The 12,541-nt window shown below is 74.6% G+C and carries 13 protein-coding genes; 6 read left to right on the top strand and 7 right to left on the bottom strand.

Annotated features, from left to right (window positions below; all coding sequences use genetic code 11):
* Positions 1 to 2 precede the first annotated feature (2 nt).
* Positions 3 to 578, top strand: coding sequence for an HD domain-containing protein (locus ACFPCY_RS03405; protein ID WP_378252060.1), 576 nt, complete (start codon positions 3 to 5; stop codon positions 576 to 578).
* Here ACFPCY_RS03405 and ACFPCY_RS03400 read toward each other — a convergent pair.
* On the bottom strand, positions 571 to 1,506 hold the full coding sequence (locus ACFPCY_RS03400; RefSeq protein WP_378252059.1) for a sigma-70 family RNA polymerase sigma factor: 936 nt from the start codon (positions 1,504 to 1,506) through the stop codon (positions 571 to 573). The two genes, ACFPCY_RS03405 and ACFPCY_RS03400, sit on opposite strands and share 8 nt — an antisense overlap.
* A gap of 106 nt (positions 1,507 to 1,612) precedes the next feature.
* Here ACFPCY_RS03400 and ACFPCY_RS03395 point away from each other — a divergent pair, with 106 nt between their 5' ends.
* Both ACFPCY_RS03395 and ACFPCY_RS03390 read left to right on the top strand, forming a co-directional pair.
* Positions 1,613 to 1,996 (top strand): SgcJ/EcaC family oxidoreductase, encoded by a 384-nt coding sequence (locus tag ACFPCY_RS03395; RefSeq protein ID WP_378252058.1) that lies wholly within the window; start codon positions 1,613 to 1,615, stop codon positions 1,994 to 1,996.
* 84 nt (positions 1,997 to 2,080) lie between these two features.
* Positions 2,081 to 2,452 carry a VOC family protein gene (locus tag ACFPCY_RS03390; RefSeq protein ID WP_378252057.1) on the top strand — a complete coding sequence of 124 codons (372 nt, stop codon included), beginning with the start codon at positions 2,081 to 2,083 and terminating at the stop codon, positions 2,450 to 2,452.
* An 8-nt stretch (positions 2,453 to 2,460) separates the two neighbouring features.
* Here ACFPCY_RS03390 and ACFPCY_RS03385 read toward each other — a convergent pair whose 3' ends face one another.
* The 5 genes from ACFPCY_RS03385 to ACFPCY_RS03365 are packed head-to-tail and all read right to left on the bottom strand — an operon-like array spanning position 2,461 to position 9,074.
* Positions 2,461 to 3,801, bottom strand: a complete 1,341-nt coding sequence (locus ACFPCY_RS03385; protein WP_378252056.1) for an ATP-binding protein — start codon at positions 3,799 to 3,801, stop codon at positions 2,461 to 2,463.
* Positions 3,802 to 3,841: 40 nt separating this feature from the next.
* A complete protein-coding gene (locus ACFPCY_RS03380) occupies positions 3,842 to 4,516 on the bottom strand; it encodes a response regulator transcription factor (protein WP_378252055.1) in 675 nt (224 codons plus the stop codon).
* 42 nt (positions 4,517 to 4,558) lie between these two features.
* Complete coding sequence (locus ACFPCY_RS03375; protein WP_378252054.1) at positions 4,559 to 5,410, bottom strand: TIGR03619 family F420-dependent LLM class oxidoreductase; 852 nt, start codon at positions 5,408 to 5,410, stop codon at positions 4,559 to 4,561.
* Positions 5,407 to 6,999 carry a hydantoinase B/oxoprolinase family protein gene (locus tag ACFPCY_RS03370; RefSeq protein ID WP_378252053.1) on the bottom strand — a complete coding sequence of 531 codons (1,593 nt, stop codon included), beginning with the start codon at positions 6,997 to 6,999 and terminating at the stop codon, positions 5,407 to 5,409. Before ACFPCY_RS03370 ends, ACFPCY_RS03375 begins: the two co-directional genes overlap by 4 nt.
* Positions 6,996 to 9,074, bottom strand: a complete 2,079-nt coding sequence (locus ACFPCY_RS03365; RefSeq protein ID WP_378252052.1) for a hydantoinase/oxoprolinase family protein — start codon at positions 9,072 to 9,074, stop codon at positions 6,996 to 6,998. The genes ACFPCY_RS03370 and ACFPCY_RS03365 overlap by 4 nt, the downstream gene beginning before the upstream one ends.
* Positions 9,075 to 9,128: 54 nt before the next feature.
* On the opposite strand from ACFPCY_RS03365, the gene ACFPCY_RS03360 reads away from it, so the two are divergent.
* A complete protein-coding gene (locus ACFPCY_RS03360; protein WP_378252051.1) occupies positions 9,129 to 9,917 on the top strand; it encodes an SDR family oxidoreductase in 789 nt (262 codons plus the stop codon).
* A 28-nt stretch (positions 9,918 to 9,945) separates the two neighbouring features.
* On the opposite strand, the gene ACFPCY_RS03355 is transcribed toward ACFPCY_RS03360, so the two are convergent.
* On the bottom strand, positions 9,946 to 10,578 hold the full coding sequence (locus tag ACFPCY_RS03355; protein ID WP_378252050.1) for a PaaI family thioesterase: 633 nt from the start codon (positions 10,576 to 10,578) through the stop codon (positions 9,946 to 9,948).
* A 142-nt stretch (positions 10,579 to 10,720) separates the two neighbouring features.
* On the opposite strand from ACFPCY_RS03355, the gene ACFPCY_RS03350 reads away from it, so the two are divergent.
* On the top strand, positions 10,721 to 11,314 hold the full coding sequence (locus ACFPCY_RS03350; RefSeq protein WP_378252049.1) for a hypothetical protein: 594 nt from the start codon (positions 10,721 to 10,723) through the stop codon (positions 11,312 to 11,314).
* 98 nt (positions 11,315 to 11,412) lie between these two features.
* Positions 11,413 to 12,510: an alcohol dehydrogenase catalytic domain-containing protein gene (locus ACFPCY_RS03345; RefSeq protein ID WP_378252570.1), complete on the top strand. Its 1,098-nt coding sequence runs from the start codon at positions 11,413 to 11,415 to the stop codon at positions 12,508 to 12,510.
* The last annotated feature ends 31 nt before the right edge of the window (positions 12,511 to 12,541 follow it).

Genomic DNA, 12,541 nt, shown 5'->3' with positions numbered 1-12,541 from the left:
AGATGCGGGTTCCGTCTGACGAGGAGATTCGGGAGCTGCACCTGCGGCACGCTCCCTCGGCCGAGGCCTTCGAGCTGGTCTTCGCGCACTGCGAGATCGTGGCCCGGGTCGCCGGGCAGTTCAGCGACAGCGCTCTGGTGCGAGCCGGGGCGCTGTTGCATGACATCGGGGTGTACCGGCTCTACGGGCCGGACGGACGGCTCGATTCGGCCAACTACATCCGGCACGGAGTACTGGGTGAGGAGTTGTTGCGCGAGGAAGGGCTACCGGAAGTCCTGTGCCGATTCTGCTCGCATCACACCGGGGTCGGGCTCACGTGCGAGGACGTCCGCTCGCAGGGGTTGCCGCTGCCCGAGGCCGACTTCCTTGCGGAGACGGACGAGGAGGCGGTCGTCATGTACGCGGACAAGTTCCACAGCAAGACGTCGCCTCCGGTGTTCGTCTCCGCCGCCACCTACACGCTGAAGGTCGGGCGCTTCGGCGAGGAGAAGGCCATGGCGTTCAAGGCCATGAGGGAGCGGTTCGGCGAGCCGGTGCTGGAGCCGCTCGCCGCGGAGTACGGGTTCGCGATCATCTGACCAGGGTCCTCGGGAGCCCGAACAGGTCGAAGACCTCCTCGTCCTGGACGACGGTGTTGCGGCGGATCCCGTGCGGGGTGGCGTCCAGGATCTGGAGGGTGTGCAGCGTGGCCGGGCCGCCCCGCGCGGCGAGGTAGGCGGCGAAGCCGGGCTGGCCGTTGGCCTCGACCGGGATGTGGTGCCAGCCGGTGCCGCGCAGGGTGTAGACGCGGGCCATGAAGCCCAGGTAGTGGTCGCGGCCGGCGTACCAGTTGACGAACGGCGGCATCTCCAGGACGGCGTCGGCGGTCAGGAGGCCGCCGAGCGCCTCCAGGTCGGCGCTCTCGAAGGCGGTCACGTAGCGGTCCACCAGCGCCCGCGCGGACGGGTCGGACGGCCCCCCCAGGTTCTCCGGGTCGAGGTCCTCTTCGGCCAGGCGCGCGCGGGCCCGCTGGAGCGCGCTGTTCACGGCGGCGGGCGAGGTCTCCAGGAACGCGGCGACCTCGGCGGCCGGCCGGTCCAGGACGTCCCGCAGGATCAGGACGGCGCGCTGGCGCGGCGGCAGGAGTTGGAGCGCCGCCACGAAGGCGAGCCGGAGCGTGCCCCGCGCGGCGGCGGCTTCGGCCGGGTCCGTGGGGAACGGTTGCAGCCACGGGACCTCGTGGCCGCGCGCGAGGGGCGCGTCCGGATCGGTGCCGGGGGCGCCGATTCCGGACGGCAGCGGACGCCGCGCCCGTGACTGGAGCGCGTTCAGGCACGCGTTCGTGGCGATGCGGTACAGCCACGTCCGCATCGAGGATTTGCGCTCGTCGAAGCGGTCGTAGGAGCGCCACGCGCGCATCATCGTCTCCTGGACGAGGTCCTCGGCGTCGGTGACGGAACCCAGCATCCGGTAGCAGTGGGCCAGGAGCTCCCGGCGGTGCGGCGCGGTGCGTTCTTCGAAGTCCACGTCCCGTACTTACCGGGTGGGGACGCGAGATTCATCGGTCGCGGGCGATGGATTCCGGCGGGGTGGCCGGTACGTACCGGCGACAGCATCGACTTGGGGAGTGACCATGACCGACAACGAGACCCGCGTCCGCGACCTGTTCGGCCGTCTGGACAAGGCGTGGACGGACGGCGACGCCGACGCGTTCGCCGCGGAGTTCGCCGACGACGCGACCTCGATCTCGGCGGAGGCGTTCGCGGACGGCAAGGACGCGATCCGCGCCCGGATGAGCGCGCTGTTCACCGGCTCGCTCCAGGGCACGCGCCTGCGGGACGAGATCGAGGGCCTCAGGTTCGTGGGCGGGACGGCACTGGTGACCGTCCGCAGCACGGCCGCGCGCGCGAGCGAGGAGGTCGTGCCGGACGACCGCTGGATCCGGGCGACTTGGGTCCTCGCGGCGGACGGCGGCGACTGGAAGGTGCACGCCTTCCACGCCTGCCCGGCGGCCTGAGCCGGAAGTCCGCCGCCCGGGGTCCGATGAGTCCGGGCGCGTCCGCGGGTCTCTCCTTGCGAGAACCCGAGCAAGGAGGAAGGCATGAGCGGCATCACCGGAATCTGGGCGGCGGGCGTCCCGGTCACCGACCAGGACAGGGCCGTGGAGTTCTACGTCGGCGTCCTCGGCATGGAGAAGCGGCGGGACGTGCCGCTCGGCGAGTTCGGCGGACGCTGGATCGAGGTGGCCCCGAAGGGGTCCGCGACGACGATCGCGCTGGTCCCGGCGGGCGGGGCGTCGCCCGCCGGGCGCGGCACGGAGATCAGGCTCGCGACCGCCGACGCCGACGCGCTGCACGCCGAGCTGCGCGCCAAGGGCGTGGACGCCGACGACGTCCTGCGCTGGCAGGGCGCTCCGCCGATGTTCGCGTTCCGCGACCAGGACGGCAACGGCCTGTCGGTCACCGAGGTGTGACCGGCGCGTCACGCCGAGCGGGAGTGGCGGCGCCGGACGAGGCGGCGGGACCGGCGCTGCGGCGGCAGCCAGCGCGTCCGGAACCACATCTGCACCTGCGCGCCGCCGAGCACCGACCGGTGGATGCGCAGGTAGCCGCCCGTCGACTCGGCCGCACGGCGGGCGATGTCCAGGCCGAGGCCGGTGGAGCCGCCGCCGCTGCGTCCGCGCTGGAGGGCCGCCTCCGGGTCGGCGATGCCGGTGCCCGCGTCCGCGACGAGGATCCCGGTCACGCCCTGCCCGCGGTGCAGGGTGACCGCGAAGGCGGCGCCCTCGGGCGTGTGCTTGAAGACGTTGCCGAGCAGGGCGTCCACGGCGGCGGCGAGCTCGCTGCCGGGCAGCGGGAGCGGCGCGGGCCGGTCCGCGCCGATCAGCTCGCAGGAGCGGCCCTCGTCCTCGGCCAGCACCGACCAGAACCGGACGCGGTCGCGCAGCACCTTCGCGGCGTCGCAGCTGCCCCGCGCCGTGGGCTTCCGGACGGTCCGGATGATCTGGTCCACCTCGCGTTCGAGCCGCTCGACCGCCTCGCGCGTCTGGTCGGCGACCGGGCCGCCGCCGAGCGCCTCGGCGTTCAGCCGGAGCGCGGCGAGGGGCGTGCGCAGCCGGTGCGACAGGTCGGCGGCCATCTCCCGCTCGGCGGCCAGGAGCTGGACGACGTGGTCGGCCATCGCGTTGAACGCGGCCCCGGCCTCGGCGACCTCGGGCGGGCCCTCGGGCGCGACGCGCGCGCCGAGGTCGCCGTCGCCGAAGGCCGCGGCGGCGCCGGACAGCCGCCGGGTCGCGCGGATGACCCGCGCGCCGTGCCGGTCGGCGGCGAACACCGAGCCGCCGACCAGCACGAACGCGACCAGGCTCATCACGACCCAGGACCGGGTGACCCCGCGCGTCAGCTCCGACCGCGGGACGAACACCTCGACCACCACGACCTTGCCGCCCGCCAGCCACACCGGCTGGAGCAGCGACTCGCCGCCGCGCACGCCGACCGTGGTCGAGCGGCCGTGCGCGATCGACGCCGCGAGCTGCGCGGGCGTCGCGCTCCGGCGGCCCGCCGGGGGGACGGTCGAGCCGTCCGCCAGGTGCAGGGTCATGCGGTGCGCGATCCCGGCGGGCTGGGCCGCGACGGCACGTTCCAGATCGTCCGGCGCGGACACGGTCGCGAGGTCCGGGACGATCGAGGCGGCCTGCCGTTCGGCGGCGTTCAGCGCCCGGTCGTGCACGGTCTCCCGCACCAGCAGCGCCAGCGGGATCAGGAACGCGAGCGCGGTCATCGCCGACGCCGCCAGCGCGACCACCACGAGCGTCCGCCTCACACCCCCACCTCCTTCGCGCTCCTCACGCGCGCGCGTCGATCTACGGGCTGGTCAGGCGGACGCCGACCCCGCGGACGGTGTGGAGGTAGCGCGGCTTCGCGGCGGTCTCGCCCAGCTTGCGACGCAGCCAGGACAGGTGGACGTCGATGGTCTGGTCGTCGCCGTACGCCTGCCGCCACACCTCGGCGAGGAGCTCGCGGCGGGCGACGACGCGTCCGGGGCGGGCGGCGAGGTAGGCGAGCAGGTCGAACTCGCGGCGGGTCAGCTCCAGCGGCGCGCCGTCGAGGGCCGCCTCGCGCCGGTCCAGGTCGATGTGCAGGCCGCCGACGCGCAGCTCGGCGGCGGGTCCGGAGCGCGCCGCCCGGCGCAGCACCGCGGTCAGCCGCGCGGACAGGTGCTCGGCGGAGAACGGCTTGATCAGGTAGTCGTCGGCGCCGGCGTTCAGCAGCCGGACGATCTCGGGCTCGTCGTCGCGCGCGGTGGCGATGACGACCGGGACGTCGGAGACGCCCCGCAGCATCTTCAGCACCTCGCCGCCGTCGAGGTCGGGCAGTCCGAGGTCGAGCACGACCACGTCGGGCGGCGACTGGGTCACCTCGCGCAGCGCGTCCATCGCGGTCCCGACGCTGCGGACGACGTGGTCGCGGGCGCCGAGCTCACGGATCAGGGCAGTGCGGACGTCCGGATCGTCCTCCACCACGAGCACACTCGCCATGGCCGCACGGTACGTCAGGGACGGTCCACGCGGGGCGAGATGTCACATGTTGTCGGCGAGGTGAAAAATCTCCGCGAACGCGGTGGCCCCCTCGACGGCGTCCCGGGACCGCCGCCACGGCCGGACGATCAGCCGGTCCACGCCGAGCTCGGCCCATTCGGCCACCTCGCCGGGGTCGCGCAGCTCGTAGGCGTGCGCCGTGATCTCGAACGGCTCGTCCGCGCGGCCGGCCTTCTCGCGCAGCTCGCGGAGCAGCTCGATCTTGGGCCGGATCCCGTCCGGGGTCTGCGGCATGGAGATCCAGCCGTCGCAGAGGGCCGCGGCCCGGCGGAGCGCGGCGCGGGACTCGCCGCCCGCGAGGACGGGCAGCCGGGCCTGGACCGGCTTGGGCTCGAAGGCCACTTCCGGGAAGTCGTAGAACTCGCCGTGATGCTCGACGGCGGGTTCGGTCCAGAGGCGGCGGGAGACGGCGATGGCCTCGTCCAGGCGCCGTCCGCGGGTGCGGAAGTCGAGCCCGGCGGCGACCCATTCGCCTTCGTACCACCCCGCGCCGACGCCGACGATCGCGCGGCCGCCGGAGATCTGGTCGAGGGTCGCGAACGTGCGCGCGCCGATGAGCGGATGGCGCAGGCCGTAGAGGTAGACGGCCGTGCCCAGGCGAACGCGGCTGGTCAGTGATGCCAGAGCGCACAGGTAGGCGGGGGCGTCGTAGAGAGGCGTCGTCGGGGTGATGCCAGGTTTGTTCGTGTACGGGTAGGTCGCCATGGAGAGGTCCGTGGCGAAGACCAGGTGTTCGGCCAGCCAGACCGATTCGAAGCCGACACGATCGGCGGTGACGGCGAGGTCCTTCCACGCGGCCTGATGGACGAGGCTGAGGGGCACGCCGAACTTCATGTGATTCTCCCATCGGCACGGTCGCGTTCGACGGATTCGGCCGCGCGTTCTCCGGGCGGCCCATAGCCGCCTCCCCCGGACGTCTCGACGATGAGGGCTTCACCGGCGGCCAGCGGCTGGCGGGTGGCCTTGGTGCCGAGGGGCTCGATCCCGCCGTCGACGCGCTCGCGGTAGTAGCCGCCGGGCCGTCCGGGCGAGCCTCCGGCCGCGCCGGGCGGCGGGCGGAGCAGGCGGTCGCCGCGCGTGTCCACGCGGGCGTCGTCCAGCATCCGCAGGACGGTCCGGGTGCCCAGCCCGCCCCGGTTGCGGCCGGGTCCGCCCGAGCCGGGGATCAGTGAGACCTCCTCGATCCGGACGGGCAGGCGCGCCTCGACCGGTTCGACCTGCGGGACGATGTTGCGCCCGCCGCCGAACAGGGCGCCCGTGGCGTCCACGCCGTCGCCGTCCGGGCGGGCCCCGGTGCCGCCGAGGTCGAAGGACATGTGCAGCCAGGGCCTGCGGACGCCGCTGATGCTGAACGCCTGGAGGATGCCGGACGCGGCGGCGCCGTCCGGCGCGATCGCCGACAGCACGGCCTCCTCGGCGGCGGCGACCGTGCCGAACCGTCCGCCGCCGGGATACGGCGGCGTGCAGTGTACGAGCGTGCCGCGCGGCAGGCGGATGTCCACGGGGGCGAAGCAGCCCTCGTTCATCGGCAGCGTCGGATCGACGAAGCAGCGCACCGCGTACAGGACGCCGCCGATCGTCTGGGAGAAGCCCGAGTTCACCGGCAGCGGCACCTGCTCGTCGGTGCCGTCGAAGTCCACGGTGAGCGCGCCCGCGCCGTCCGAGGTGACGGCGACGCGGACGGTGTGGCCGTCGTCCAGCGCGTAGGACGCGCGTCGCGTGCCCGCGGGGATGGCGGCGAGGCCCTCGCGCATGCGCGCCTCGGTGTGCGCGAGGTAGTCGGCGATGCCGCGCGCGAGGCCGTCCGGGGTGTAGGCGTCGATGATCTCGGCGAGGCGGCGGGCGGCGACGTTGGCCCCGGCGATGAGCGCGCGCAGGTCGCCGACGAGCCGGTCCGGGGTGCGGCTGTTGGCGGCGAGCACGCGGACGAGGTCGTCCACCAGGCCGTCCGCCGTCGCGATCCGGACGGGCGGGAGCTGGAGCCCTTCGAGGAACACGTCGGTCGCGTCCGACGCCATGCCGCCCGCCGAGATCCCGGACAGGTCGGCGACGTGGATGAGCGTGCCGGTGAAGTAGGCGGGCGCGCCGTCCACGAACACGGGACGCAGGACGATCAGGTCGTTGGCGTGGATGCCGCCCTGGTAGACGTCGTTCAGCACGAACACGTCGCCCGGCTCCATCGTGCCGGCCGGGTGGGCGGCCAGCAGGAACGGCAGCGCGCTGCGCAGGCTCGCGCACTGGATCAGCGCCGTGGACAGGGAGTGCGCGACGAGCCGTCCGCGCGCGTCGAGGATCGCGGCCGCCGCGTCCGCGCCCTCGACGATGAACGCCGAGTACGCGGACCGGACGACCACGCTCCCGGCCTCCTCGGCGGCCACGCACAGCGCGTTCCGCAGGATCTCGGCGGTGAGGTCGGGCGTCATGGCCGTGCCTCCAGCATGATCGCGCCCTCGTCGTCCACGGTTCCGCGCCAGCCGGGCGGGACGAGCAGCGAGCACTGCGGTTCGGTGACGACGCACGGGCCGTCGAAGGTCTCGCCAGGGGCATGGCTCGTGCCCGCGCGTACGGGAACGTCCTGCCATTCACCCGAAAGCCAGATCCGACGTGACGCGCTCGGCGACGGCTGCGGAATCACGCGTGCCGTAGGCGGGGCGGCGCCGGGAAGCGTGACTCGTACGCGCGCGGTGGTCAGCTCCACGGGATCGCGCAAATCGATGCCATACGACTCGTGGTACCGCTTGTAGAACTCCTCGGCCGCCCGCTGGACGATCTCGGGCGTGACCGGCCCCGCGGGGAGATCGACCGTGAACGCGTGCGCCTGCCCGATGAACCGGACGCCCACCGACCGGACGACGACGGCCTCGCCGCCCGCCGACAGGTCCGCGCGGGCGCTCCGCTCCAGCTCCGCGAGGAGATCGGCGAGTTCCCCCAGCGAGTCGCGGCTCGCCGAGCAGGACGTGAGCCGCGCGACCGGTGCGAGGAACGTCCGGGCGCGCTCGATCGCGAGGTCGGCGTGCAGCAGCCCGGCCGCCGACCCGACGCCCGCGTGCGGCGGGACGAGCACCCGCGCCATGCCGAACCGCTCGGCGAGGCCGACGGCGTGCGTCGGCGCCGCGCCGCCGAGCGCGACCAGCGTGAACCCGCGCGGGTCGATGCCGCGCCGGACGGTCACGACGTGCACGGCCGCGCCCATCTGCGCGCCCGCGATGTCGTGGATCGCCGCGGCGGCGCTGGTCACGTCCACGCCGAGCGGGCGGGCGACGTGCTCCTCGATCGCGGCCCGGGCGAGCGACGCGTCCAGCCGGAACGCGCCGAAGCCGTCCGGGTCGAGGTAGCCGAGGACGAGGTCGGCGTCGGTGACGGTGGGGAGGGTTCCGCCGCGCCCGTAGCAGGCGGGACCGGGGTCCGCGCCCGCCGAGCGGGGGCCGACGCGGAGCGTGCCGGCGTCCGTCCAGGCGAGGGAGCCGCCGCCCGACCCGACCTCGGCGAGGTCGATCGCCGGCACCTTGATCGGGACGCCGGTGCCCGGCCGCCGCCCGCCGTGGCTGCCCTTGCCGCCGACCTGGAACTCGTGCGTGATCCCGGGGCGTCCGCCGCGCACGAGCCCGGCCTTCGCCGTCGTGCCGCCCATGTCGAAGCAGACCAGGTCGGCCAGGCCGCGCCGGGCGCCGAGCCGCGCGGCGGCGACGACCCCGGCGGCCGGCCCGGACTCGATGGTGTAGACGGCGCGGTCGGCGGCGAGCGCGGCGGGCAGGACGCCGCCCGCCGACTCCATCACGCGGACCGGCGCGGTGATGCCCGCGTCGCGCAGCCGCCCCTCCAGCCTGCGCAGGTAGGCGGCCATGACCGGGCCGACGTAGGCGGACATCAGCGTCGTCGTGGCGCGCTCGTACTCGCCCAGTTCCGGCCACACGTCGCAGGACGCGACGACCGGTGCGCCGTCCGGGAGGCGCGCGGCGACGATCTCGGCGAGCCGCCGCTCGTGCGCCGGGTTCAGGTAGGAGTGCAGCAGGCAGATCGCGACGGCCGAGACGCCGAGCGCGGCGATCCGGTCGGCGACGGACGCGGCGGCGTCCTCGTCCAGCGGGGTGAGGACCGCGCCGGACGCGTCGATCCGCTCGGGCACGGTGAAGGTGCGCGTGAGCGGGACGGGCGGTTCGGGCCGGGTGTAGAAGCGGTCGTACCGGTCCTCCTCGACGCGGGCCTGGCGGCCGAGCGCGAGCATCGACCGGAAGCCCTCGGTGGTGACGAACGCGACCGGGACGCCCGTCCGCTCCAGGATGACGTTGGTCGCGAGCGTCGTCGCGTGCACGAACCGGGTGACCTCCTCCGGCGCGGTGCCGCCGTCCGCGAGCGCCTGCCGGACGCCGCGCAGCAGCCCCTCGGTGGGGTCGTCCGGCGTGGTGAGCGTCTTGGCGACGGCGACGCGGCCGTCCGGTCCGGTGAGCACGACGTCGGTGAACGTCCCGCCGACATCGGTCGCGAGGGTGACGCCCATCCGCACCTCCCCGCGGGCCGACAAACCTAGCTAGCGCTTGGTACGTTAACGGCCATGATGCTGGACGGCAAGATCGCGGTGATCACCGGCGCGGGACCCGGCCTCGGCTGGACGCTGGCGGTGCTGATGGCGCGCGAGGGCGCGGACGTGGCGGTCGCCGCGCGCAGCGCGGACACGCTGGAGGCCATCGCCGGCGCGGTGCGGGCCGAGGGCCGCGAGGCCCTGCCCGTCCCCACCGACGTCTCGGACCCGGACCAGGTCAGGCGACTCGCCGACACGGTCGTCGAACGCTTCGGACGCGTGGACGTCCTGGTCAACGCCGCCTTCCCCGGCTCGCACCGGCGCAACGTCCTCGACATGGACGACGCCTACCTCGAACAGTGGCGCAAGGCCGTCGAGATCGCCGCCTACGGCACGCTGCTGGCCTGCCGCCACTTCGCGCCGCACATGGTCGCCGCCGGGGCGGGCTCGATCGTCAACCTCACGTCCATGTCGTCCCGCGCGGGATACGCCGGACGCAGCGACTACGCTGCCGGGAAGGCCGCCGTCCACCTGCTGTCGCACTGCCTCGCCGACGAGCTGGGGCCGTCGGGCGTCCGCGTCAACTGCGTCGCGCCCGGCTGGATCGCCTCGGACGTCCTCGACGACTGGATGCGCGCGCGGGCCGAGGCCGAGCACACCACGTTCGAGGCGATCCGCGCCCGCGACACGGCCGCGATGGCCCTGCGCCGCATCGCGACCGAGGAGGACGTGGCGCGGGCGGTCGTCTTCCTGGCGTCCGACCAGGCCGCCGCGACCACCGGCGCGACGCTCGACGTCAACGGCGGCCAGCTCTTCACCTAACGCTGCCGTTCACAACGCTGCGGCTCACCTAGCGCTGCGGCGTGATGAACAGCGCGGTCGCCTCGACGGTCGGCAGGCCCTCCGGGTTCAGGATGCGTCCCTCGACGTGGGAGCGGCGCCCGGACGAGCCGGTGACCTCGGCCTCGATGGTCAGCGGCACGCCGACGGGAGTGGGACGGCGGTACTTCAGTTCGAGGGACGCCGTCACGCCGGGGCGGCCCTTCGACCCGGCGGCCATGCCCAGGACCTGGTCGAGGACCATGGCCGCGACGCCGCCGTGCACGAAGGTCGGCGGCCCCTCGTAGACGTGGCCGAGGGTGACCACGGCGCGCGCGCCGGCCTCGGTGAACTCGACCTCGACCGGCGGCGCGAACGGGTTGCCGGGTCCGGTCACCGGATTGGTGACGTGGCGCAGCCGGCCGCGGCCGCCGTAGCGGGCGACCGGGGGCGCCTCGCGGCGGGCCGCGCCGAGCCGGGCGGTGAGCGCCTCGACCTGCGCGCCCACGGCCGCCAGCTCGTCGATCTCCACGTCGGTCAGCACGACGGCCGCGGCCAGCTCGCGGACCCGCGCGGCCAGCCCGGCCAGCGCGGCCAGGTGCTCCTCGTCCAGCGCCCGGCGGTCCCTGCGGGCCCGCTCGATGGCCGATCCCACCCCGGTCATGCACCCTCCCCTTGTCAGAACGGGATTCTAGGAAACGCGTCCCGGCCGGGGCGCGACCGGTTCCGGCGCGGTGGGGGCCCGGTCCTGGAGTATCACGGCGCAGATCATCCCATTTCGCCGCGACAGAGGTGACGATGAGGGCGTGGCGACGGATATTCACGGATTCTTCGAGTGCCGGATGCGCACCGATCCGCTGGACCGCTGGCGCGGCGTGCTCGACCTGCGGGACGTGTACGGCCGCCGGTCCTACCCGGCGTTCGGGTGCCTGTTCGGCGTGTGCGAGCGGCTGGGCTTCCGGCCGGTGGCGGGCGGGCGCGGGCTGCCGCTGGACGCCGCGCCGCAGACCCGCGCCGCCCAGCACGAGGGCCTGCACGGCCACACCTGGATCGGCTGGCAGGAGCTCGCGGGCATCGACTGGGACGAGCCGTCCGAGCGGCCCGACAGCCGCGTCCGGCACTACCGGCGGCGCGGCGACGGGACGCTCGAACTGGTCGGGACCTACCTGTGGGACACCGCCTTCACCGACCGGCTGGACGTCGCCGCGAACGCCGGCGGCCCGGCGGCCTGGGCCGAGCGCCGGGAGTGGACCGACGGCGGCACGGTGTACCGGGCCGACCGGGCGCGCCGCCGGGACGCGGTGGACACCGCCGAGTGGGCGCCGGTCTGGAAGATCATGGAGGTGCTGGCGGGCGTGCACGGGCCCGGCAACGTCCGCCTGGTGGTCTGGTTCGACTGAGCCGTCCGGGCGCGGGCCGGGGGACGGCGCTGTTCCCAAGCAAGTGCTTGGTGCTACGGTGTGGCCGAGCTGAGGAGGCCACGGTGGCGGAGACGGTGATGCGCGCGGCGGTGCTGCGGGAGTTCGGCGAGCCCCTGGAGATCGCCGAGGTGGCGGTGGCGGAGCCGGGCGCGGGCGAGGTCGCGGTGCGGATCGCCGCGTCCGGCGTGTGCGGCTCCGACATCAAGGCCCTGGACGGCAACAGCCCGGTCGTCCGGCACCTGCCGTGCGTCCTCGGGCACGAGAGCGCGGGCGTGGTCGAGCAGGTCGGGCCGGGTGTCGCGAACGTCAAGCCGGGCGACCACGTGGTGATCGCCATGAACGGCCCCTGCGGACGCTGCCGCGCGTGCGCGCGAGGACGCGCCTACCTGTGCTCCGGCAAGGCCCGCATGTCGGCCATCATGGGCGTCTTCCCGGACGGCTCGACCCGCCTCTCACTCGGCGGCGAGGCCGTCCGGCCGTACATCGGCATCGGCGCGTTCGCCGAGCGCGCGGTCGTGGCCGAGGCGATGTGCGTGAAGGTCGCCAAGGACGCCCCGCTCGACCTGCTCGCGCTCACCGCCTGCGGCGTCGTCACCGGGTACGGCGCGGTGGTGAACACCGCGCGCGTCGAGCCCGGCACGAGCGTGCTGGTCGTCGGCTGCGGGGGCGTCGGCCTGAACGTGATCCAGGGCGCGGTGCTGGCCGGGGCCACCACGATCATCGCGGCCGACGTGGTCGAGTCCAAGCTTCGGCTGGCCGGGGAGTTCGGCGCGACGCACACGCTGCTCGCCGACGACCTGCCCAAGCAGGTCGGCGAGATCGTGCGCGGCGGCACCGACTACGCGTTCGACGTCACCGGCGTCCCGGAGGTGCTGACCAAGGCGTTCGCCGCGACCCAGCCCGGCGGGACGACCGTGATGGTCGGCTCCCCCGCCGCCGGGCAGGACCTCGCGATCCCGCCGGGCCAGCTGTTCGGGTCGCGCCGCCTCATGGGCACCCAGGGCGGCGACGCCACCCCGGCCCGCGACCTGCCGATCCTCGCCGACCTGTACCGGCGCGGACGCCTCAACCTGGACGGCCTGGTCAGCGAGCGCGTCCCGCTGGAGCAGGTCAACGAGGCGATCGCGCACGTGCGCGGCGGCGCGGTCGCCCGCTCGGTCATCGTCTTCGACTAGCCGCGCCGGCAGCGCCGCCGACCGCGCCGCC

This window comes from Actinomadura gamaensis (assembly GCF_042652125.1).
GTDB classification, from domain to species: domain Bacteria; phylum Actinomycetota; class Actinomycetes; order Streptosporangiales; family Streptosporangiaceae; genus Spirillospora; species Spirillospora gamaensis.
This window is presented reverse-complemented; position numbering and strand designations above follow the sequence as displayed.